The organism is Arcicella lustrica (genome assembly GCF_034930985.1).
Taxonomy (GTDB): domain Bacteria; phylum Bacteroidota; class Bacteroidia; order Cytophagales; family Spirosomataceae; genus Arcicella; species Arcicella lustrica.
This window is the reverse complement of record NZ_JAYGIM010000003.1, coordinates 26722-51018: the sequence shown is the minus strand read 5'-3', so window position 1 is coordinate 51018 and position 24297 is coordinate 26722. Positions and strand designations below refer to the sequence as shown.

20 protein-coding genes are annotated in these 24297 nt (G+C 34.4%); 6 read left to right on the top strand and 14 right to left on the bottom strand.

Translation table 11 applies throughout. From position 1 onward, the window contains the following. Nucleotides 1–13 precede the first annotated feature (13 nt). Both VB798_RS03630 and VB798_RS03625 read left to right on the top strand, forming a co-directional pair. Complete coding sequence (locus VB798_RS03630; RefSeq protein ID WP_323256076.1) at nt 14–1828, top strand: sialate O-acetylesterase; 1815 nt, start codon at nt 14–16, stop codon at nt 1826–1828. A gap of 59 nt (nt 1829–1887) precedes the next feature. Further along, nucleotides 1888–2163, top strand: a complete 276-nt coding sequence (locus tag VB798_RS03625; protein WP_323256074.1) for a hypothetical protein — start codon at nt 1888–1890, stop codon at nt 2161–2163. Between the two features lie 60 nt (nt 2164–2223). Here the strand turns inward: VB798_RS03625 and VB798_RS03620 are convergent, their stop codons facing one another. The 3 genes from VB798_RS03620 to VB798_RS03610 all read right to left on the bottom strand — a co-directional run bounded on the left by VB798_RS03620 (nt 2224) and on the right by VB798_RS03610 (nt 7014). Next, nucleotides 2224–3858 carry a PepSY-associated TM helix domain-containing protein gene (locus VB798_RS03620; protein ID WP_323256072.1) on the bottom strand — a complete coding sequence of 545 codons (1635 nt, stop codon included), beginning with the start codon at nt 3856–3858 and terminating at the stop codon, nt 2224–2226. Nucleotides 3859–3977: 119 nt separating this feature from the next. Then, complete coding sequence (locus VB798_RS03615; protein ID WP_323256070.1) at nt 3978–6341, bottom strand: TonB-dependent receptor; 2364 nt, start codon at nt 6339–6341, stop codon at nt 3978–3980. Between the two features lie 283 nt (nt 6342–6624). Continuing rightward, nucleotides 6625–7014, bottom strand: a complete 390-nt coding sequence (locus tag VB798_RS03610) for a hypothetical protein (RefSeq protein ID WP_323256068.1) — start codon at nt 7012–7014, stop codon at nt 6625–6627. A gap of 129 nt (nt 7015–7143) precedes the next feature. Between VB798_RS03610 and VB798_RS03605 the strand changes: the two genes are divergently transcribed. Continuing rightward, a complete protein-coding gene (locus tag VB798_RS03605; protein ID WP_323256067.1) occupies nt 7144–7743 on the top strand; it encodes a HupE/UreJ family protein in 600 nt (199 codons plus the stop codon). Between the two features lie 50 nt (nt 7744–7793). On the opposite strand, the gene VB798_RS03600 is transcribed toward VB798_RS03605, so the two are convergent. Continuing rightward, the gene (locus tag VB798_RS03600) at nt 7794–8849 is read right to left on the bottom strand and encodes a sensor histidine kinase (RefSeq protein WP_323256065.1); all 1056 of its coding nucleotides are present in this window, start codon (nt 8847–8849) and stop codon (nt 7794–7796) included. 363 nt (nt 8850–9212) lie between these two features. On the opposite strand from VB798_RS03600, the gene VB798_RS03595 reads away from it, so the two are divergent. Continuing rightward, the gene (locus tag VB798_RS03595) at nt 9213–11141 is read left to right on the top strand and encodes a tetratricopeptide repeat-containing sensor histidine kinase (RefSeq protein WP_323256063.1); all 1929 of its coding nucleotides are present in this window, start codon (nt 9213–9215) and stop codon (nt 11139–11141) included. A 6-nt stretch (nt 11142–11147) separates the two neighbouring features. Here the strand turns inward: VB798_RS03595 and VB798_RS03590 are convergent, their stop codons facing one another. The 7 genes from VB798_RS03590 to VB798_RS03560 form a co-directional block, all read right to left on the bottom strand. After that, nucleotides 11148–11498, bottom strand: a complete 351-nt coding sequence (locus VB798_RS03590) for a DUF1801 domain-containing protein (RefSeq protein ID WP_323256061.1) — start codon at nt 11496–11498, stop codon at nt 11148–11150. Nucleotides 11499–11633: 135 nt separating this feature from the next. Beyond that, nucleotides 11634–12164 carry a transposase gene (locus VB798_RS03585; protein ID WP_323256059.1) on the bottom strand — a complete coding sequence of 177 codons (531 nt, stop codon included), beginning with the start codon at nt 12162–12164 and terminating at the stop codon, nt 11634–11636. A 643-nt stretch (nt 12165–12807) separates the two neighbouring features. After that, a complete protein-coding gene (locus VB798_RS03580; RefSeq protein WP_323256057.1) occupies nt 12808–14916 on the bottom strand; it encodes a beta-galactosidase in 2109 nt (702 codons plus the stop codon). A gap of 190 nt (nt 14917–15106) precedes the next feature. Continuing rightward, nucleotides 15107–15874, bottom strand: a complete 768-nt coding sequence (locus VB798_RS03575) for a rhamnogalacturonan acetylesterase (protein WP_184130485.1) — start codon at nt 15872–15874, stop codon at nt 15107–15109. A gap of 111 nt (nt 15875–15985) precedes the next feature. Then, nucleotides 15986–17116, bottom strand: coding sequence for a glycoside hydrolase family 88/105 protein (locus tag VB798_RS03570; protein WP_323256055.1), 1131 nt, complete (start codon nt 17114–17116; stop codon nt 15986–15988). Between the two features lie 311 nt (nt 17117–17427). After that, nucleotides 17428–19260 (bottom strand): rhamnogalacturonan lyase, encoded by a 1833-nt coding sequence (locus tag VB798_RS03565; RefSeq protein WP_323256052.1) that lies wholly within the window; start codon nt 19258–19260, stop codon nt 17428–17430. Between the two features lie 19 nt (nt 19261–19279). Continuing rightward, complete coding sequence (locus VB798_RS03560) at nt 19280–20614, bottom strand: rhamnogalacturonan acetylesterase (RefSeq protein WP_323256050.1); 1335 nt, start codon at nt 20612–20614, stop codon at nt 19280–19282. A gap of 319 nt (nt 20615–20933) precedes the next feature. Between VB798_RS03560 and VB798_RS03555 the strand changes: the two genes are divergently transcribed. Together VB798_RS03555 and VB798_RS03550 are read left to right on the top strand one after the other, a co-directional pair. Then, nucleotides 20934–21389 (top strand): hypothetical protein, encoded by a 456-nt coding sequence (locus tag VB798_RS03555; protein ID WP_323256048.1) that lies wholly within the window; start codon nt 20934–20936, stop codon nt 21387–21389. A gap of 5 nt (nt 21390–21394) precedes the next feature. Continuing rightward, complete coding sequence (locus tag VB798_RS03550) at nt 21395–21901, top strand: MepB family protein (protein ID WP_323256046.1); 507 nt, start codon at nt 21395–21397, stop codon at nt 21899–21901. A gap of 136 nt (nt 21902–22037) precedes the next feature. Here the strand turns inward: VB798_RS03550 and VB798_RS03545 are convergent, their stop codons facing one another. From VB798_RS03545 to VB798_RS03535, 3 genes are all read right to left on the bottom strand, one after another. Then, nucleotides 22038–22601, bottom strand: coding sequence for a GNAT family N-acetyltransferase (locus VB798_RS03545; RefSeq protein ID WP_323256044.1), 564 nt, complete (start codon nt 22599–22601; stop codon nt 22038–22040). Between the two features lie 12 nt (nt 22602–22613). Next, the gene (locus VB798_RS03540; RefSeq protein WP_184130500.1) at nt 22614–23183 is read right to left on the bottom strand and encodes a hypothetical protein; all 570 of its coding nucleotides are present in this window, start codon (nt 23181–23183) and stop codon (nt 22614–22616) included. A gap of 181 nt (nt 23184–23364) precedes the next feature. Further along, on the bottom strand, nt 23365–24243 hold the full coding sequence (locus VB798_RS03535) for a ChaN family lipoprotein (protein WP_323256041.1): 879 nt from the start codon (nt 24241–24243) through the stop codon (nt 23365–23367). Nucleotides 24244–24297: the final 54 nt, after the last annotated feature.

The window sequence follows — 24297 nt, the reverse complement described above, 5'->3', positions numbered from 1 at the left end:
ACCTAAAAAACTTATGAAATCATATATAATTTTGTTTATACTGCTAACAAACATAGTTGCAAAGGGTCAAGTTTCATTATCTCTTCCCTTAGAACGTTCAGTATTCCAAAGGGATAACACTGGACAAACTACAGTAACATTTGGTGGACAAGCTATGGTTAGTACAAGCACATATCAAATTCAATATAAATTAGTAACCTTAGATAGAGATGGAAATAATACAAACTATAATTCTCAGTCTTGGGTTAATATAAATGATTTTGGTGGTGGTAGAACTTTCCAGTTTAATTTACCTATCAGTACAGGGTGGTATCGTATGTACATTAGAGCATCACAAAATAACAACCAAATTGGTGGTACTTCTTCAATAAAATTTGGGGTTGGAGAAGTAATCGTAATAGCAGGACAATCTAATGCTCAGGGAGTCGGCCCCATCCCACCTCCAGAAGCAAATACTTCAAACTCCCCTTATGACTGCGTAATAAGTAACAATGAACAACTTTTTTGTAAAAGATCTATTGCGCCATTTCCAATTTTTGGAAAAATGGAAAACTCTTCAAGAGTTGGCCCAAATGGTGTAGGAGTTTGGGCATACCAAAGATTAGGAAATCGTATTGTTGATTTTGAAGATGGTAAAATAATACCTGTATTATTCTTCAATGTTGGTGCAAGTGGTACTTCAGTTGATAATTGGTCGGCTACAGCTGATGACCAAAATGCGTATGTACAAAATCCTTTGTGGGATAATAATATTCATTGTAATTCAGCTGGAGTTCCCACATCAGAGAATAATGGACAAGGACAACCATATATAGCTTTAAGGAACACGCTCCACTATTATGCTTCTATGTTTGGTATTAGAGGCATTTTATGGCATCAGGGAGAATCTAATACGGTTACAAATAGTTCATCTGCTACCTACGCCTCTCTTTTAGACAACGTAATTCAAAAAAGTAGAGATCATTTTAATGGAAATTTAGCTTGGGCAATTTCTAATGTTTCTCGTATTAATCATGAAGGAATAGACAAAACTTCTTCTAATGTTTTAGCAGGTCAAAATACAAGTAGAACAAATAAAGGTGGAGTAATTGGTGCTGGAAATTCTGATGACATTTTTGACCCTATTGGATCTGAAGGAACAAAAAGGCAATTAGATAGAACACATTTTGCAAAAGATGGATTATTTGATTTAGCTAACCAATACTTCTCGAATTTTGGTAGTTTAAAAGCAAAAACTCCAATTCAATCATCATCAATTCCTTCTATCTCTGTAACACCAAATTCATCAGGTGGTGCTACTCTATCTGTTCCAAGTGGTTATTCTGAATATAGATGGGTTCAATATGATGGTAACTATAAAGATGTCGATTGTTCTTCATCCCCAAGTCCATGTAGCAATTCAATTACTTTAGCATCTAATTCAGGTAATTGGCGTTGTTACATAAAAGCTAGCAATGGCAATTTTATGCTTACTAGGAAAGTATATTTACCTGTAACTTTAACAAATGCACGCATTGCAAGTGATAAAGATGTTTTTTTAGAAAATGAAAGTATTATTAAAAGCTCCGTTTATCCAAACCCAACTTATGAAAACTTTGAAACGACAATTGCCTTTGAATTACCTTCGGATGCTAATAATTTAAGATTAGATATTATAGATAGCAAAGGCACCGTTATTAAAACATTGGCTAATGGAAATCATGCTGCTGGAAAATACAGTTACCCTTTTGATATCAAGGAACTATCCCTCTCATCTATCAACGTATATTATTATCGCTTAACAGTTGATGATATTGTTGAAACAAAACGTTTGTTACACATAAAATAATTGCATATGATTCCTTATATTCTATTGAATTAGTAACTCTTAAAGTTAAATCGGATAGTATGAAGACTAATGAAATGAAGTATGAACAAATTAAATCAAAATTTAAGCTTGGTATTCAAAATAGTGATGATTGGGGATTGAGTTTATATATTCTTCCTCTGGTAAGCTCTAAAAAGAAAACCATTGAAATTTTAGAAATAAAAGAAGTACCCCAACGAAAAATCGTTCCAGAAATGTTTGACAAAGCATTTTGGATAACTTACAAAATAAATGCAGATTTTGAAAGTTTTGGAAAAATTGATGGGATACTAAAAGTTAGATATTTAATTTATTAGGTTTAGTGAACTGCTAATAGTCGTAGAACATTCTTAGATATTCTACGACTATTTTCTTTCCTACTTTACCTTCAAAAACAAAGCAAATCCAAATAAACTCACAACCAAAATACCTAAAGCTGAAAGAATCGTAACGATGTCTCGAATGTCTTTTCCTGCCCAATCCATGAACAAGAATTTATGTAATACGCCAAAAGAAAGTCCTTCACGTCGGTCTGAATCAACGATTTGTGCGGATAAACGACTGGTGGCTGGTTCTACATAATAAGTTAAATGGTTGTCGGTTGCCAAAGCTAATTTCACTACCGGCAAGCGTTTGTTTACAAAACCATACTCTTTGTCGAACTTTGTTAAATAGCCTGTTGAAGCAATGGCTGGCAAAGTACTTTCGTCTTCACTTGTTTCTGCACTTTCTCCTAACTCGCAACAAGCTGGGTCGCCACCTGTTTTTCCTTGCTCAATAAAATGTCCGACCAATTCTTTAGCATGTTCATTGATTCCGTTTTCTAAAAGACTTGCTGTTTGAACATCATAATATTGAATATTAGCTTTTACAACCGTCTTTTTAGTTTCATTAAAACGTTCGGCTTTGTCTTGTTGTTCTTTTTCCCAAGCTCCTTTTTCTTTCGACTTTGCAAATACTTGGTAATACAATTTATCGTCGATTGTAGCTAATGAAAGATTTGCAACCTTAGTCCAGTCTAAAGGCAAAGCCAAATTAGCCGTTTGTAAATCTACCGTTTTGATGCTTGGTTGATAGAAATACTTGATGCGTTCGTCGGGGGTAAGTTTTTTTGTAGCGTGATAAGCTCCCGAAAAAGCGAAAGTAAAAGTGACAAAAGCAACCCAAAGCCCAATTTGGCGGTGATATTTTCGTAAAATACCTACTTTATCGTTGGCATTGCATGGTTTTTTGAATTTCCCCCACATAAACCCATAAATCACCAAACCGCTCAACATTGAAATAATGATGATAGCAAGAAAGCCAATCATGATTGAAATTCTGAGCGTATTATTGGAAATTTTTGTCAAGAAATCCCAGTTATGAAACGTTCTGAAAACCCACAAAAATGCTTTTCTACGGTTTTCGTTGAAATTTGCCAAACGTGTTTGTTCGGTTTCTACATAAATATCCATTCCGTCGGCTCGGTCGAATGATACTTTCCAAACGGGCAACAGGCGATTCACATAAGCGTATTCCTCATCAAAATCTGTGATTTCTTCAATACTTTTAATGGCTGAATTTTGGTCTTCTGTAAAATAACGAGCCAAAAATTCAGCGTACTTTTTATCGCCATTTTCAAGCATTTTAGCATCGGTAGCATTAAAGTACACCAAACGATTACTTACTCTTTTTACTTGATAGTAAGTTTGATTATTGAAGCTGACAATTCTGAAATTTTTAAATTCTGTAATTTCATTTTTGTTCAATACTTCTTGTAAAGACAATTTGATTTGTGCTTGGTTTAACGCCTCTGGCTTTACAAATTCATGTGCCAATTTTACTTTAAACCAATGCGACATAAAAGGGTGCATCATTCCTGAAATACACCAAAAGATTACAGGAATCATCGTAATCAAACCGATGATTCTGTGCCAACGATAAATATTTCGTTTAATTTTTTTCTTCATTCCTCCGAAGTACGATTCTTTCTGAACCTGTTCGTCGGCTATATCAATGATGTTATTTGCCATGTTTTTTTTTATTTAGTGATTGAGTGAATTGTGAATTAGTGAATATTAATCATTAGAGATTGTATAATCACTCAATCACTAATTCACAATTCACTAACTCACAACTCACTCATTCACAATTATTTACCCGTAAAATTGTACTGCAAGCCAATCACCACAGTACGTGGAGCGGCTGGCGTGTAAGTTGTTCTGTCAGTAGCATTATTACCTCTTGAAGCCTGATTAGCGTATAATTCGTCCGTCAAGTTCATGATGTTGGTAAATACTTCAATGCCTTTGAAATTATAGCCTGCACGGAAGTTCAATACGCTCACTCCCGAAAGTCCGAAAGCGGTTTTGTCGTTGTACATCACCGTATTGATTTGGTTTTGGTAGTACGACGACAGGCGTTGCCATTCGATAGCAGCACGCAAACCTTTCGCCCATTTTGGTTTGTAAGTGATTTCAGAATTGGCAATAAACGAAGGAGCTGAAGGCATATCTTTTCCGTTCACATTTTTCACCACGTCCGAAGCTCTTGTACTCAAAGTAAATTCGATAAAACGGTGAACGGCATTTGTTCCGCCAAAACGAATAAACCATTCTGAGTTGGGTTTATAAGTAATGCCGTATTCGATACCTCTGTGCAAAGTTTTTCCAGCAGATTGATAGTCAGTAGAGTTGTCGGGCTGACGAATACTTAATAATTCGTTTTTACCATTCATTTCATAATAGGCAACGTCGATATAAATCTTGTTATCTAAAAAGGAAGCCCAACCGCCTACTTCTTTGTTGTCGAAATAGGCAGGTGTTAAATTGTAGTAAAATGGATTTGCACTTCCCGTAGGTGTTTTACGGAAAACAGCCGTTAAGCCCGGAGGCGAAAAACCTTGTGAATAATTAGCATAAATTCCTTTTCCATTGCCTAAATCATAAGTTGCTCCGATTTTTGGCGTTACTTGGCTGTACTCTTTTGAACCTTCGGCGTTGTTATCCAAATAGTTTAAATAATCAAAAGCCATACGGTCGCAACGAAGCCCTAATGAAAGTCTTAGTTTTTGGATTGGCTCAAAATCAAATTGCGAGAATAAACCTGTGTTGTAGATTTTAGCATCATACTTGGCTACAAAAACATCTGGATTTTCTTTTACCAAAGTATATTTTTCAACCGATTTTCCATCTGCACGCAGTTTTGCCGTAAGGTCGATTGTATAAGAACGATACGGATTCGTTGAATAATCATAAGTACCACCGACTAACAAACGGGCTTTCAGGAAATTAAATCTTTGTGAATGTTGTGCCAATACGCCATAAGAAGTAAATGAATTATCATTGATTTCTCCTTTAGCTGTAGTCGCTCCAGTCGTCCAACGAATTGAATAACTTGGGTTTTGTCCGACAGTATTATCACGATAATATGGCGTAACGGTCGTTTCAGCATTGGCATTCCAAGTATGTTCTAAAGAAATTTTGGCACGAGTCGCTAATACTTTTCTGTAAGTAAAATCTGAAGTTGATGAATATTCTCTTTTGTAAAATGCGATAGAGTCAACGCTTCCGCCTGTTTGTGAGTAGTAATCGTTATAAGCCAAAGTACTTACCAAGCGAGTTTTATCAGAAATTTTGTATTCGGCTCTGGCATTGAAAGATGTTTTATCGAAATCACTTCTTGCTTGCCAAGAATCTATTTGTTTCGCCACATAACCGCCTAAGTACAAACCAAATTTGCCAACTCTTGCACCTGCTCCGTATTGAATTCTTTTATAACCATAATTATCAAATTGAATACCTACTCTTGCCGTAGGAACAGCAGTTGGGCGTTGCGTAATAAAGTTAATCGCACCACCAACGGCTTCTGGGCCGTATAATGAGGAAGCTGGTCCTTTTACTACTTCTACCGATGAAACCGAAAATACATTCATTTCAATAATGGCATTGTGGTTGAAAACGCCCATCGGACGAATCGGCACACCATCTTCTAAATACAAAAAGTAAGCAGCCGTTCCCATTGGTTGACGAATCCCCATCCCGTGTTGTTCATTATTGTAATTCATCATCACTACACCGGGCGTTTTGTTGATGATTTCGTACATACTCGTTGGCTTGGCATCGTTAATCAAAGTGGATGATAATTTTGAAATCGCCACAGGAGCTTCAGTGCGTAAACCTGCTTCACGATTGGCAGTTACTACTACTTGTTGAAGGTTTTCTACCGAAGGCTCTAAAGAAATATTGAGTACTTGCTCGGTTTTGTAATCCATTTCTAAAGTCTGAAAACCAATGCTTGAAATCGAAATTTTATTGATTTTCTCGTTAGTTTTCAAGGCAAATTCACCGTTGATATTGGTAGTAGTTCCAACATTTGTGCTTAAAGCTCTTACGGATGCACCTACTACGGGTTCTTTGGTGGAGCTATCAAAAATTTTACCTTTTATTAGATTTTGGGCAAAGGAAGTACTTATCGTCAAAAACATGACGAGGATAAAATTGACTATGTTTTTCATCTTTTTTATGAATAGCAATAGGCTACTGAGCTTTGGAATTCTTGTTTTTATGAGCTTAAATTATTCAGAAAGCTTTCTCGTATTGAAATAATACAAAGCATACATGGCTGAATCAAGCAGACATACAAAAACCAAACAGCAGCATTTTAAAGAATGACTGTGTTAATACTTGAAAGAAAATGGGGGATTTGTTCGTTTATATATTTTGAAGCAAAAGATTAACTTGGAAGAAAGCCAGATACTTCTTCAAAAAATAAAAAACAAAACCAGAAAATTTCTGTGATTAGACAGTCGGAGGATGAAAAAGAGAAGAACTAACACTTACTGAATTTTCAGTAAGAAATGTGTAGATAGATTTTGAAGAAAGAGGTAAAAAAGCCCATTCTAAAGAGAAAGTTGGCTCGGCATCAAACACTTCTTCCAAGATTTTCTTGAGAGATTGCCCTTGTTTTTGTGTTTCTTTGGTGGCATTGTCTTCAGCTACTTTTTGTAGTTTTTTAGCTAAATAACAATGACCATTACAATTCATTTGTGGTTTGAAACGGTTTTCACAAAGGTTTTGAATGATGTACTCCTTTCTTAATTCAAAATCCAAATACACCACAGGTACGAGTAGCGTTTTTACGCTAATCAGCACCAAAAGCAGTAATGCTATGTAGTTTTTGGTTTTCATGGATTTTAAAATTTCACGCAATTTACTACCAGAATCAATAAGTTGTACCCTGATGTTATTTTAAATAAAAATCAATTTAAAATATTTACTTTTGTGGATTACTAACCACAAAAATTAATCATCAACATCATGTCAGACTTTCAAACATTCTTCAAGCTTGGCTTTCAACACATTACAGATATCAATGGTTATGACCATATTTTGTTTGTTGTTGCGCTATGTGCTATTTTTCGACTCAAGGATTTAAAAAAGGTAGCTATTTTGGTTACAGCATTTACCATTGGGCACTCGCTTACTTTGGCTTTGGCAACACTTCAAATAATTACTTATAGCTCAGAATTTATAGAATTTTTAATTCCCGTCACTATTGTCCTTACTTGTTTTATCAATCTGTTTCATAAATCTTCTGAGCGAGCTTCACAAGCAGAACATTCTTCCATTTTACGTTATCCGATGGCAATGATTTTTGGGTTAATTCATGGAATGGGTTTTTCAAATTACCTTAGAAGTTTGTTGGGAAAAGAAGAAAGTATTTGGCAACCGCTTTTGTCCTTTAATATTGGTTTAGAAATCGGACAATTACTGATTGTGTTACTTTCCTTATTGTTGAGTTCTCTGCTATTAGATATTTTCAAAGTAAAAAAACACGATTGGAATTTAATTCTATCAAGTTTAGTAGCGGGAATTGCTATCACCTTAATTTTAGGGACAGATTTTTTGAAGGCTTAAATAGGTATTTTCCTCAGTTATTACGCTGAGGAAAATACCTAAATCATTTTTTATACTACAGGATTTATTGAGCCGATTTTATTAGGAATGATGATTTTAAAAGTAGTTCCTTGTCCTTCGATACTCTCAAAAAAGATTCTCCCTCCAAGTTTTTCGATGGTATATCTTAAAGTATAAAGTCCAATTCCTGTGCCATGTGCTTGACTAGTAGCACGATAGAATAGCTTGAAAATGTTTTTTTGCAATTCTTTTTTGATGCCAATTCCATTGTCCGACAAAATAATTTTTACAAATTCCTTATCGCCTGAAATATTTATTTTTAAGGATGAATCATCTCTTTCAATATTTCTGTATTTGATTGCATTATCAATGATGTTCTGAAATAATGAAGTAATGATGGATTTATCAAAGTGAAAATCAAAAGGTAAATCTATTATTTCTTCAAAATGTTGAGCAGAATAACCTTCAACGCTGGCTAGAGATTTTTTTACTTCATCAATAATAGTCTTGAAATCAATTAATTCAAAATGCGGAATCTCTTTTTGGATTTTGAGAGATTTGTTTACTTGCTCTACCGTTTCTAATAATCTACTAACGCTTTCATTAATCAGTCCGCAATAGCTTTTTAGGGTATCAATATCAACGGGGTCTTCTTGAAGTGCCATTTTTGTTAATTCCAATACACTTGTCATTGGGCTTTTAATATCGTGCGATAATCTGTACGAAAATACTTCTAAAGATTCTATCGTATTTCTATATTCGGTAATATTAGAAATTGCCACACCAACACCGTTACCAACTTTGAAGGCTTTTACTCTATTGTACTGATTTCCATAAATTGGACTTCCAATAATTTCTTCAATAATAATGGGTTTACCAGTAAGTATTACTTCATTGTATTTTTTTACTAATCCTTTTTCTTCAGCGTTAGGAGCTACTTCTAAAATATGTTTTCCAACGAAAGCATCTCGCTCAAGATGATAAAATTTAAGTAAGGTTTCATTTGCATCTATAACATTCAGTTCACTGTCAAATAGAATAAAATGAAGCTCTGCATTATCAAAAAAAGCAGAGCGAAGAGTTTGTTGTTCATTTCCCGTTATCATAATTAATTAATTTGGATTTAGTTATTTTTATTCGAATTTGGATAGTGTAGAAATTACTTTCCAAAGCCTTTTTTGTTTAAGTTATGATTTCTCAATCAAATTATCTCAATAAAAATGGATGAAATTTTCATTAATTTTCATTGAAAATATTAGAGATATTTCATCATCCTATATTTATGTGTTTTTATGTTTTTTGCTTATCTTGAAATATTTATATTGCTTTTCACTTAGAATTTCTGACAAACAAAATAACTATTGAGATATATATAAAATATCTTTATATTGTATTTGTATTAGTTTATGAAGTAATAAAAGCAAATTAATAGTAATTCAACCTTCTTCCCATTATCATTAAATTAGTTTATGTTTCAAAAAGTATTTGTGTTGATATTGTTTTCTTTGTTATTACCTTTCTTGGTTTTTTCTCAACAAAAAAAACTTGACCAACTGCTTTCGCAATGGAAGAAGTTGAGTGTTTCTGCCCAACAGAAACCAGATACAACTACCATCAATTTATTGAATACCATTGCAAACGAGTACATGCAAACGGTTTCCGACAGTGCTTTTATTTTTTCAGAGAAAGCTTTAGCATTATCCAAATCGCTAAAATATGATAAAGGGAGTTCCGCAGCTTATGTCAATATTGGTAAAATGCACTACATGAAAGGTAATTACGATTTGTCTTTACACTATGTACTTACTTCACTAAATCTCAGTAATCAAAATAACGATAAAGCAGGAATAGCAGGGGCATCTAATGTAATTGGGTTGATTTATCTTGCCCAGAAAAAAACTAATTTAGCCTTAGCTGAATTCCTAAAAGCGGCAAGTATCAATTCAAGTATCAACAATCAAAGCAGATTATCTGCCAATTATTTCAATGCTGGTTTAACGTATTTAGAAGCTAAATCAGATAGTGCTTTTCGTTACTTTTTATTGTCTAAATCAATCAGTACAAAAATCCACGACGAACATTTGATTGCGATGGCAAACAATAGACTCGGAGATTACTTTTTACAAAAATCACAAACACATAAAGCAATTGTTTATTATTCTTCTGTGCTAAAGAATAAAAAATATCAAAACGATTGGGAGAATAGTTTCGCTTATACTGGTCTGGCAAAATGTTATTATAAGCAAGGCAAGTTTAAAGAAGCAAGTATCAATAGTGAAAAAGGGCTTTCTTTAGCCCAAAAAAATAATACTAAATGGGATATTGAACAAGCTTTAAGAGTATTACACGAATCTTATAGCGCACTTGGCGACTCAAAAAATGCTTATAAATATCTTTTGATGGATAAAATTTATAGCGATAGTTTATTTGATGAATCAAAAGAAAAGGAAATAAATGCACTCAACTTAAAGCAACAACAAGCTGAAAACGAAGTGTTGATTAAGAAAAATCAGATTGCGGAGGAGAAAGAAGCCACTAGCCAAATGGTAACCCTCATCATTATACTGGTTGCTTTATTCTTGATGATTATTACCTTGATTACTTTTAGAAATGCTAAGAGAAATAAAAAATTATACCAAGCACTCCAGAAAAAAACAGATTTCATCGCCTCTCAGAATGAATTGATTGAGCAAAAAAATGAAGAGCTTAATCATTCCAATCAAACAAAAGATAGATTGTTTTCTATCATTGGACATGATTTAAGAGGGCCATTTGCTACGATGCTTGGGGCATTAGAATTATTCAAAACAGGAGAATTGGAAGAAGAAGATAAACAGATGATGCTTGATAGAATTTTAGAGCAAATGACTGTTACTTCTGCCATGTTAGAAAACCTATTGGCTTGGGCAAATAGTCAGCGAGAAGGTTTGAAAACGCAATCAATAGATTTGTCTTTAACAGGAATTATCAATGAAATACTTGGTGTTTTTGTGATGGTGGCGGGAGAAAAAAACATTCAGCTTATTCATCATTTTGAAGAACCTCTATCAATCAAAGGCGACCCCGATCAAATTCGAATACTCTTCCAAAATTTAGTGGCTAATGCCATTAAATTTACCAAACCCAAAGGCAAAATTGTGATTAGTTATTCTGTGAATGAAAGTACTATTAAGGTTTCTATCAAAGATGATGGTGTTGGGATGACAGAAGATAAATTGAAATTGATTTTTCAAGAATCAGGAAAAAGTATTTCAACTTATGGTACCAAAAAAGAAAAAGGCATTGGCATTGGCTTAATGCTTGTGAAAAAATTTGTAGAACTAAACAATGCCACCATTGCTGTGAAAAGTAAAGAAAAAGAAGGAACAGAATTTGTGGTAGAGTTTAGTAGAATTTAATGCTCATCACACAACTTTATACAATTTCATTATTGCAGTTAAAATCATTTCAATAGTTTCTAAAGGTAAATCTTTGTTTGGGTCAAAAAGCATAATTTTCATTCTTGAACGCTTTTCAATGATTAGGTCTGGATGGTCAATGCTTTTACCTTCTACAATCCCAATGTATGGTTTTTGGTATTTTTTATGAACCCATAAATAGCAAAACATTTTCCCTCTGTAGCAGAAAAAAGGCATTCCGTACTTCAAAACATGTGTAATTTCTTTGTCTTGCGAAAGAATAATTTCTCTCAAAGCCATCAAACAGCTTCTAATAGGCTCTTCTTGTTTCAAATAAAAATTATCGACTTCTTTCATTGGTTTGGTTTAGGGGGGGATATGCTTTTTCATTGAAGGGTAAAGTTTACTTCGCCGTAGTTTGTGTCTTCACAAACTACTAATCTTTCGCCATTGTTCGTGTCTCCACGAACAATTTTTTCGCTACTAATCTAGTTAATCTTGCCAATGGCTCAATATTCCAAATTCGTCAATTCCATGTTCATAAAATTTAGCAGAGGAATATCTATAGTTTTCAGGTAAATCGGCTAAATTCCATTTTTCAACGATTGGGTTATTATGGATATAATCAATCTTTTGTTGCCAAATGGCTGGAGAATATAAAGCAATTGGAAGACTATTCCTTTGCCAAAAATGATATTTACGATTGGCTGATTCTACTTCAAAATAAGATAAGACATTCGGATGATTCAATGATAAATCTTCTAAAAACCTGTGTCCAGTATATTTCATAAAACTAGCATTTGGCATCTCTTTTCCATTTTTAGCTAACATTGTCCAAATCAGATGGATATGATTTGGCATAATAACAAATGCAAATACCTTAATTTTTTGTTGGGCTACTAAATGTTGTAAGCTACTGATAATTATGCCCTTATACTTATCTGACTTTAATAATTTTTGCCAATTTAAAATGGTGGCGGTGTAAAAATATGGAACGCCTATTTGCATACTTGAATATTGCATAGCTCCTTGAGTTTTGTAGATTTTCGTTTATTATATATGCTTGCCTGTTTGTCGTTGAGTTGTTCGTGGAGACACGAACAACGGTGAGTTTATTCAAAAATTCTTTCCCTCGCCGTAGTTTGTGTCTTCACAAACTACTAATCTTTCAACGAACAATATTTTAATTATTAAAAACAAATCTAAATTCCCACACAACCTACCACTTTCCCACAAAATCCCCAAAACAAACCCTAATTCATTTCACGAAAATTATTATCCGATATTTTATCTCATGATAAATTGTAGTGGTAACTCTTGGAGTTACCGTTTTGGAATGTAGTAATAACAAGTAACAAACATTTTCACCCCTGAAAAACTATTTAATAAGGTAGAAAAATATATTTTCACCCCTGAAAAATTATTTAGTAGGGTAGAAAAATATATTTTCACCCTTGAAAAACTATTTAATAAGGTAGAAAAATATATTTTCACCCCTGAAAAATTATTTAGTAGGGTAGAAAAATATATTTTCACCCTTGAAAAATACTTTTGTTTATTTACAAAATAGCCCTTGAAGCTTAATAAAGTCATATTCAAATCCTGAAAACAAAAAAAGCCCCTCTGCTTTTCAGCAAAGAGGCTATGGATATTAAGTGGTTGGGTATTATTCTTCTTCAATGATTTTAAAACCCCAAGCTTCTAAATCTATCGCTTGGTTATTTTGAACTTTTGTGCTTGAAATCAACTCTTTTCCACTTTTGTGTGGATAAGTAAGGCTTTTACTTTCAGCAGAATAGTTGAAATAATAATGGATTTTCTTCCCTGCTGTGTTTGTGCCCTCTTTGGTGATTAAAGGGAAAGTCAAATTTTGATTTACTCCCCAAAGTTTTGCTTTCTTTAAGGCATCTTTCAAGATGTTTTCAGTTGTTTTAGCATTTGTCATACAAGCAATGTAAGTCGCTAAACCTTTGCCATATTCGTTTTCTGTCACCGCAGCATATTTTCCCCAAGATGGATGCTCATAATATGACAAAACTTTAGCAGTTGTAGGCGTAACTAACTCCATCCAAGTATTGATTTTGTTATTTTCTGTCCCTACTTGAAAAGGGTCGCCTTTCAAAGCAACATTATTCGGAACTGTAAACTGATTATATGAAATTCCACAAGCTTCGTTGATAATTCCGGGCTGAATACTATTTCTTACCGTCACGTTTTCGTTGGAAAAACCGCTTTTGAAAGTATAAATTACATGACCACCATTTTTCGTAAAAGTATTTAATCGGTTTAATAATTCATCAGAAGCCGCATAAAGGGCAGGTACTACGATAAGCTTGTACTTTTCAAAATTAGTAGAACTTGGGTCGATAAAATCAGTACCAATATTCATGCGATAAAGGGCATCGTACATCGGGCGAAGTATATCATTATAACGTTCTCTTGCACCCCAACCAAAACTAAAAGCATTAAAGGCAGTTTGTGCTTCATTACTGAAAAGAATCGCTACCTCATTTTGTTTTCTAAGATTGATTAATTGTGAACTCAATCTATCAAAATCTTTACCAATAGCCTTTGCTTCGTTATAAGGAGCATTTGGTTGGAAATCATGGCTCAATAAACCTTTCCAATAGGTTTCTGCCGAGTTGTGGATAGAATGCCAATGCCAATATTCCAACATATTTGCCCCAGATGCTATATGACTGAATGCTTGCAAACGCAATTGATTAGGGTAGGGAGTCCATTGTGGAAAACCCTGTGCTTCTGTTTCGATAACCAAGTAGTTTTTACCATTCTTCATCGAGCGACCTAAATCTCCACCTAAAGAAATTTCGATGCCTGTCAGGAAATCTTGTGTTGGGTGATAAATATCAACACCTGCATAGTCCATTGATTTGGCGGCATCAAAATGATTTACATCCGTTTGGATTCCGTAAGAAAAACCACGCCAATCAAAATCGAAGTTTTGAGTAACAAATTGGCTTGGTTTGCTATATTCTTTCACTAAAGCTACTTGCCAAGCTAAATAATCAGTCACTAATTGTCTTTGAAACTTAGAAAATTCAGAACTCAAGCTCGCATTGATAGTGCCAACCATTGATGGAAAATCATCCCAATTATTAATTCTATTACTCCAATAATCTAAACCAAAAGCTTTGTTAATGGCATCTACTGTTTTGAATTTTGCTTTCATATATTGTACAAAAGCCTTCTGTACATTATCGCCTGCGGTATTGTAATGTTTGGTTTCGTTATCTACTTGATAGCCAATAATAGCGGGATGGTCTTTTACGTGTTCCATAATTTTACGAATGACTCTCTCAGCATGAAATCTGAAATGTTCATTGGTAATATCCATGTTCTGACGTACTCCATAACGATTTTGCCCTTGTGCCGTAACTGCCAAAACATCAGGATATTTTTTTACTAACCAAGTGGGTACTGCATAAGTAGGCGTTCCGATAATAACATGGATTCCTCCTTTGTGCATGGCATTCAGCACACGGTCGATATGCGAAAAATCATATACATTATCTTGTGGTTCAACGGTACTCCATGTAGATTCTGCAATTCTGACAACGTTAATACCTGCCTCTTTCATCATGGCAACGTCTTTCTCTAAACGGTCATAAGGCATATACTCATCGTAATAAGCTACGCCAAAGAGTAATTTATTATCGGCTGTTTGTGCGGAAAGAAACAGTACATTCGCTAAAATCAGGCTTGTCGTCAATAGACATTTCGCCAAGATTTTGGTAAATAATCTGGAATTTTTCATAGTCGGAGCTTAATAGAGATGTTTCTAAGTTTGATTGTTTTTGATTGAAATTTTGCTTTCATTTTAAAAATAATATAAAAATGTATCAGAATGATACAATAGTTCAGTATTCTTTTTAGGAAGACAAAAAAATACCTCATTGTCATTTTCATAACAATGAGGTATCAGCTATTAACTTTTATAATCCGATTTACTTTTTCAGGAATTTATTCAGTTTACATTTTTTTACTCCTTTCAAGCCTTCTACTACCGTGATGGCATTTACTTTTGCACCTTCGTAATTGGTATGTGTATGGTCTATTGGGAAATAGTTTTTCTTCAAAGTAGCCTCATCCGATTGCTCATATTTTACGGCAACTAATTCGTTCAAATCAACAAAGAAAGCTCCTGTGGTTTGTGCAGTTTCAGCCGCCCATTTTCCATAAGTATCTCTTGGGATTTTTCCACCTTTCCAAACATTGCGTGGCACTGGCGAGAAAACGATGGCTGTAGCACCTTTTTCTTTGGTTTCGTTGATGTATTTACGCATGTACCAACCGTAAGTATGTACGGTTTCATGTTTTTTTGTCATCATGTTATCAATTTCTTGAGTTTCTTCACCCGTTCCTTTGATACTTCCTCTGGCACGAGTACTGTCGTTCAAAGCACCGCCATCATTATGTCCGAATTGAATCATTACATAATCACCTTTTTTAAGATTAGCCATGATTTTATCCCAACGACCTTCTGTTAAGAAAGTACGGCTACTTCTTCCACCGATTGCATGGTTTTCGATATGTACTTTGGTCGTGTCAAAATAATCTTGGATTACACTTCCCCAACCCCATTGTCCGTCAGAACCTTTACCAGAACCATTTCGCACGGTAGAATCACCAATGATGTAAAGGGTAGGTTTTTGTTTTTTGAAGAAGGTAAAGGAAAGAAAAATAATACTTGATAAAATTAGAATGCGTTTCATACTTTGTTATCTGCTATCCGTTAATTGTTATTCGTATCCATTTTTAGAATAATAATTGAAAAATTAAGTTTTTCAAACTTTAAAATTTTTCCTAAAAATGCTCTACTTAGTTTACTTCATTTTCAAAACTTCAGCACCAGCTAATAAGAAACAGCCTAAGCCGAAATCTTCAAAATCTGGTTGTTTATCAACGCTCAATGGTTGACCGTCTTTTGGTTCTTTGCCAGTTCCTTGCACATAACCCAAGAAACCATTTGGTTGAACACAGTCTTTCAACATCGCATTGGTAGCTTTTGAAATAATTGGTAAGTATTGTTTTTTGTTTAATAAACCATGATTTACTCCCCAAGCCATGCCATAAGTAAATAAGGCTGTTCCTGTTAATTCTTTTCCACCAAACTCTGTTTCATCCATTAAGCTTACGTTCCAAAAACCATCCTGACGTTGTAATGGAGGCAAGGCTTTCATCATTTCAAGATATGTTTTTTCATATTCTTCACGGTGAGGAGCATTTTTCGGCATAATTTCTAATACTTTCACCAAAGCAGCGACAACCCAACCATCCCCACGTGACCAATAACAGTTTTTGCCAGCGGGTGTTTTATAAGGCGGGTCAAAATCTTTATCTCTCCACCAAAGGCCTTCTGCTGTATTATACAAACCTTTATCGCCATGAATGGTTTTTGTGTGCATGTACATCTGATACATTTTTTCGTAATAGCGGTCATCTTTGTACATAACACCCAAACGAGCGAATACAGGCATTGCCATTTGTAAGGCATCTACCCACGACCAATCGTCTTCCTTAGTGCTATTCACCATGCTATCAATGGAGGCTTTGATGTCACGGATTCTTTCTGGTTTTGGGTCAATCAAATACAAATCCAAATAAGTTTGTCCACAGCATTGGTCATCGGCATTACGGGTTTTGATGCCATTACGTAAACCCCATTTGTGTGCTTCGCCCCAAGCAACGGCATAATCATAATAACGTTTTTGTTTATCAACGCTATAAAGTGCCATTAATCCTTCATAATAAACGCCACGTGTCCAAATATTACTTGGACGAGTTTTATCTGGACGAACGATGGGTGCTGAAACGTCTGCCCATTTTGTCATGAAGTAATCATTTGCAGCTGTTAATCCTTTTAAAAGCTCTTTCTTCTTTGGTAGTCCCTGAGCGTGAATTTGTACAATACTTACCAAAGCGATAAGCAATACCATTGTGATGTTTTTTTTCATTTTGTTTGAGTGATTAGAGATTAGTGATTGGTGAATAGAATTTTCACTCTAGAATCTTTTTAAGGAATATAAGATTTACAATTCATTATTTAACATTCATTCTTGCGTCAGCTTTTTATGAAATTCCGCTGTTTGAGCGGAGCGAGTTTCGGAATTTCTTGATTTTCTTTTGCGGCCGCCGCTGCGGTTACTTTTCTTGTATCAAGACAAGAAAAGTAAGGTCTTTCGAAAGAAGTAAATTGTTTATAAATACATAAACCATTTTTAAATCATAGAATAATATCACTATTCACCAATTACCAATCACTACATTATTTAACTATTATATTAGCTTTGGGTGGAGTTTTCATGCCTGTTCCTAAAAAGTAACTTGTATGCGGAGGCTGGTTGTAACCAACATTTTGCCAAGCGATACTAAGTCGATACTGAGGATCGTGCATTAATGTTGGCAAACGATGTTCAGTTGGAATTGTTGTTGAAAAAATACGTAATTCCTTTTTATCATTTGTTTTAAAAATTACTTCTTCTCGCCAATCGCCAAATAAATCTGCACTCAATGCTGGAGTTGATTTTGAGCCATTATTGGAAGAACAATTCTCAGCGGTGAACAATCTTCCAACTTTATACTTGTCGATATGATTTCCATCTAATAATTCACGACTTAAATCGCCATCCCACCAGATTACAAAATTGGTTGAACTAGGGTTTTCCCCAATTCTATCACCTTTTGCATTAAACAATCCTCCTGAACCCGACCACCACATTTCTGCTCCTTCATTACTTGGGTCAATATCTTCTGCTACTCCACGACCAGCATCTTGTCCTTCATTTTTTCTCCAGATAATTTCTCCAGTTTTGGCATCGTACAAAGCAGCTCCTGGCCCTTCGGTTTTTTCTTCAATTTCATGAACACCAAATACTTCTAATCCCGGACGAGAAGGGTCTAAATCAGTAACATGTAAAGCATCACCATGACGTAAACCTGTTGTAAATAATCCTTTTCCATTATCATCAACTACCATCGAGCCATACACAATTTCATCTTTGCCATCAGCATCCACATCGGCAACCGTTAAATTATGATAACCTTGTCCAGAAAATGGATTCTCTCCATCTTTTGAATCAAAAACCCAACGAGAAGTCAATTTACCTCCACGCCAATCCCAAGCGGCTAAAACAGTTCTACCATAATAACCTCTACACATAATTACGCTAGGTAATTTTCCATCTAAATAAGCCACACAAGCTAAGAAACGGTCGCTACGATTTCCAGATCTATCATTTCCTCCATTTCCACCTTTTCCGCCCCAGCCACCAAGGTAACCTCTTGCAGGAATATAATCGGTAGTTGCTAAAGCTGCACCCGTCAAACCATCAAAAATGGTAAAGAATTCTGGACCATCTAAAATTTTTCCATCAGCATTTCTATAATCAGCTTTGGCATCGCCAATTACTTTGCCTTTGCCATCGGTCGTGCCATCAGCGGTTTTGCAAGCAAATTCTGCTTTACCGTCGCCGTCAAGGTCATAAACCATAAATTGTGTGTAATGCGCTCCTTCACGGATATTTTTGCCCAAATTGATTCTCCACAATAAAGTACCGTCGAGTTTATAAGCCTCAAAAATTGGTTCATCTGTAATACCTTTTTGAGAATTATCTTTTCCGATACCAGTTTGATGAACAATGATTTCATACACGCCATCACCATCTAAATCACCTACAGAAACATCATTTGGTGTATATTTTTCTGGTGTTTGTAAAGGAATAGAAAGGTAATTTTTAGCGGATGAATTAGCAGTTAAGGTAAAAGATTCGCTTGCCTTGCCTTCTGTTTTTCCTGAAACCGTTTTTACAAAATAAGTATTTACTTGTGTGGTATCTACTTTTTCATCCACAAAGTTGGTTCCTTTTGTTAAGGCTTCTTTATTTAATTTTATAGGATTAGCTTTTCCAGTGGTTCTGTATAAATTAAATTTTGTATCGACTGGTTCTGTACCTAACAAACGCCAACTGACAAATACTTTTCCTCCGCCTTGGTTGATGGCGATGATACCTCTGTTGAGGTTTTCCATTAATCTTTGTGCTGAAACCTGAAACGATAACACACACAACATAATGATACTTTTATAAATACTTGATTTCATTTTAGTCTGAGTTAGCATTTTAGTTTCCGTCTGGTTTAACAACATTCACAAGGGGACTGTGTGGAAAATTAAAGCTCGCTTCATCGTCTGGATTGGCTGGATCGAAACTTGGCAAACCATCCAGTAAATCATTGGCGATACCTAATTTTGCTTGTTTAATGCCTTCTACAATACATTTTGCCAATTCATAAGCACCGTAATTACTAAAATGTGTATCGTCGTGAATGGCTTTTGTTTGTTCAGGAAAAGTATTGGCATCGTAATGAACAAAAGCTTTCATTGATTTTTGCGGTCCCATTGTTTCAAAAAGTACTTTGCTCATAGCATTCAAATCTATCAAAGCAACGTTTTCTTCTTTGGCTACTTGTCGCATTGCTTCTGGGAAATCGCCTAAAGAATTATTGATTTTACCTTCAGCGTTGAAATGCCTTCTAAGCATCGACGTCACCAAAACGGGAATTGCACCTTTTTCTTTTGTTTGCTGAATATAAGATTTCAAGTATTCTTTATAAGTTGTGTTGGCTTCAATCCCTGTTCCAGCTTTTTGGTCGTTGTGAGCAAACTCAATAAAGAAATAATCACCCGCTTTGATGAGACTCATTACTTTATCCAAACGTTTTGCTCCAGCAAAGCTTTTAATTGTTTCGCCAGATTCGGCATAATTGGCAAAAACCACGTTTTTTGCTTTAAAAAATCTAGGAATCATTTGTCCCCAAGCAGCGAAAGGTTCTATGGCTTGATCAACTACGGTAGAATTTCCTGCTAAAAAAACAGTAACCGTTTTATCGCTTGCTTTGGTGATTTCCAATCCACAAATTTTTGGACTAGCATCATTAAATTCAAAAGTCAGTTGATTATCCCAATGCAAGTAAGCAAATTCTCTAGGCTTTAATTTTACTTTTTCGCTAGCGTTGATATTGGGAGTTCTTACGTTAACGGTAAATTCTTTCGTGACAATTTCTCCTTCAGCAGTAATTACTTTTTCTAACATCAATCTACGGTTTTCAACTTTTACCGTGGTGGTTGAAGTACCTTTTGTATCACCCAAAAGCAATTTTACATCGTAATTTCCTTCGGGAATATCTACCGTAAAAAAGAAAGGTTGAGTACTTGTACAGAAATCTGAGGTTAAAGCATTTTTACCTTTCCTTGTTTCTGAAACGATTTGAGCATTCGGTAAAAAACCAAAGCCTTTTTCTTTGCTGTAAACTGATGTTGGCAAAACTTGTGTATATCCTTTAGCAACTTTTCCCGACCCAAAGTCAAATTTAAAGTCTGTTGTAGCTTGAGAAAAGGATTGGAATGAACACAGTGAGATAACAGTACCAAATAATGATGCTTTGAGATGATTCATTTTGAGAGTTATAAAATTTGAATTATATATAAAATCCAATAAAAAAAGAATTATTTGTATTAAAATAAGTCTATCTTATCTTTTATAATTTATAATACAAATAAAGTGTAAGACCTGCCCGAAACTCTCCTGTGCTCTCACGGAGTAAATTTTCGTAGAATTTAGGAAAATAGCTACAATTTCTAAATCTAAAATCAGGTATTTCTCTTCTTACTTCTTCCAAACAAAAAGAGTAAAATGTTTACTTTTCCATTAATCTGTATAGCACAAGCTACAGGTTTAAAAGATTAATTTCACCTTTGTTAAAAAACAATAAACTATGAAACTTAAAACTAAACTTATGTTAATGCTGTCGTTTTCAGCAATGTTTGCTTGTAAAAGTAAAGAAGAAAGCCTTCCGATTATTGGTACTTGGCAATTGGTTTCAGCAGAAACGATTGAAAAGGACACTTCATTTTCGACTTTTAATTCAAAAGTGAAAATGATTAAGATTATCAATCCAACACATTTTGCTTTTATGAGTCATGATATTAGTGCTCAGAAAGATTCAGCGAGTACAGCACCATTTATAGCAGGTGGTGGTGAATACACTTTAGTGGACAGTATTTACACTGAAAATTTGGAGTACTTTGTTGACAAAAACTGGGAGAATAATAAATTTACTTTTACTGTAAAAATCCAAAATGATACTTTGATTCAAAAAGGAGTAGAGAAAGTAGAAAAACTAGGAGTGGATAGAGTTATTATTGAGAAATATATTAAAGTGAAAAAGTAAAATTGATGTTAGCAAAAAACGATTTTCTCTTTGCAAAAGAATCACTTTATGAACCGTGTGGTTTTAATTGTACAGAACCTGTTTTAGAACTTGAAAGTGCTGAATATGGCGCTTGTGATTTTAAGTTAGATAATTTAAACATTAAGTATCGAGTCGCTAAAATCACACCTACAAAAACAGGACAGTTTGTTACTTTATGGAAAAGAAATAAGCAGGGAATTATTGAACCTTTTAGACTGGATGACGAGATAGATTTTTTTATCATCAGTACCAGAAAAGACAATCATTTTGGACAATTCATCTTTCCGAAAGCTGTGCTTTATGAAAAAGGAGTAATTTCTGACGAAACAAAAGAAGGAAAAAGAGCTATCAGAGTGTATCCGCCTTGGGATGATGCCAATAGCAAGCAAGCTCAAAAAACACAGGAATGGCAATTGAAGTATTTTTTAGAGATTCCAGAAGATGAATTATCTGATTTAGCATTAGCGAAACAATTGTTTAGTAAAAAGTAGGATGCAATAATAAAATTCTAAGTCTTTTTTATCAATAGGAATGAACTTAACCTATTGATAAAAAAGACTTAGAAACTGCTGAATTATCAGATTTTTTGTTGGTATTTTTTATCCATTTCTAATGATAGAAAAGCTTTTACTTTCTGAAATCCCAAAGTACAACTTCCCAAAGTTCTGGATGAGTTGTATCGAAATATTCGTGGATAATTTCAAAACCTACTCTTTTATGGGCTGCCAAAGAACGTGTGTTCCTTTTAGCGATTTCGGTAATACAAAGGTCAAATTTATCTGATAATTCAGTTTTGTGTTTGGCGTAAAGTCCATCAAAAAGTCCTTGTCCACGATAGCCTTCTGCAACGCAAATTTGTCCCATTGCATAATAGCGATAATCTTTCACTAATTTCCCTTCGTACTCCAATTCGTCCAGCATCGTAAACATCGCTGTCAGTACTGGCACATCATTTCTGAAACTTTCGGGCATTACTAAAGCGTAGCCAACTACTTTATCTCCATCTTTGGCAATAATTTGTGGATAAGCCGCATTCATGCGAGAAAGTAAATCAAAATTATGAACCACCGTAACGAAGCCTTGGTCGTTAGCTACTTCTTCCGAAATATTTCTAGGTAAGTTTTTTTGTTGTAAATCCAATAATTGCCAGATTTCTTCGTCTTTGCTGATGGTTGTGAAAATTACGCTCATTGTAAGGAATATTTAATTTAATCGTCTTGTCATTAATGCTTTTATTACTTCATAAAATTGTCGTGGAGCTAATACTCGCCAATTCACAACGTCTAAAGTTCCACCGAAATTTAAGTAATAATCCAGTCTAAATTTTGTCCATTCTTGTTGTACAAAATCTCTAAAATTACAGGCTGCTATCCAGCCATCTTCTACTTCTTCAAACCATTCAGCATAATAATCGTCTTCGTGACTTCCGTGGAAATTCAACACATTTTCGCCCACCAAAATAAACTGATTAATTCCTTGATTGACGAGATGGTCGATAACATTTCGCTTAAACCACATAATATCGTTATGCAAAGTATCATTCCATTCGCCAAACATTTCAATAATCACAAATCGTTGTTCGTAATCACAAAAAAGTATTTTACAGTACAACGTCTCCGACTCAAATTCATCCCAAAATGGATGAATAAAATATCCATAAATATCATGTTCGTAATAAGAAGTATTATAGAGACGCTCATAAAAAGGCGAACGTGGGTCTTTTGAAGCCACATACAAATTCTCCCAATTATAAAATGGTTCTATGTCTTGCATATTTAATTGTGAATTAGTGAATTGTGATTTAGTGATTGATTTTTTTATTTGTGAGTTAGTGAGTTGTGAATTAGCGATTATTTTTAATTGTGATTGAGTGAATTAGTGAATGAGTGATTGTTTTTTAACTGAAATATTAAAGCTATTTTTCATAATTCATAATTCAAAACTCATAATTAATTCAATAGCTTTTCGTCATATCATCAGGAATCACAAAAATGAAATCCGCTGAGTTTTTAGCTTTTTCGCTTGGCTTTTCAATATCGCTGGCTTCGATGGTGTTAATCGTTACAATTTTCAAAGCTGGATTTTTTCTTTTCAAATGCCAAACGATGCCTTCAAAGTTATTTGAGTGATAGCTTCCATTATAATGCAAAAAACACTGTTCTTGTTGCCAATTCTTTAAAATAAAATTCGCCATTGTGGCATCTTTAATAATTTGGGCTTTGGTAATATTCTCCGCAGAAATACTTGTTCCACCACCTCCGTGCATGCCGCCCATTTTCATCATTTCGGCATAAGCTGGCAAAGCTAAGTCAACTTCAATTGGGAGTGGAGCAATGTTCTTTTTAGCATCTTCTGATAATTGATTCAGTGCGTCCAAACCTCCTTTTGAAACCATACTTGCGTAACGACGTGGAATATTGGTTGCTACAAAGTTCAATTTATTTTTTAAGGCAAAATCCAATAAAGGCTTATAATCTGTTTGATAATTTTGCCATACTTTTGCTTCGGTTTCAAATTGTTTGGCAGTTATGAAACCCTTTAAGTACTCATTCACAACGGTTTGATTATCGGCTTCAAACATCTCTGCACCCAAAACCAGCTTTTCTTTTTTCTCTTTAAATAAATCCTTAGTAACCTGTAATTCAAGCCAATGATTTAAAGAATTATCATGTAATTCACCAAAGAAAACAATATCAGCTTCTGCCAATTCTTTCAGCATTTTTTGATAAGAAGTTTCTTTTAAATGCTTGTTGTACAACAAATAAGCTGGCTTGTCGGATGACAATGAACAAGTAAAAAGTAGTACAATAAGAGCAAACAAGTAGGTTTTCATAATGGTTTTTGTTGGATGAATTTATTGTTTGTGAATTTAAAATCTGACAGCCGA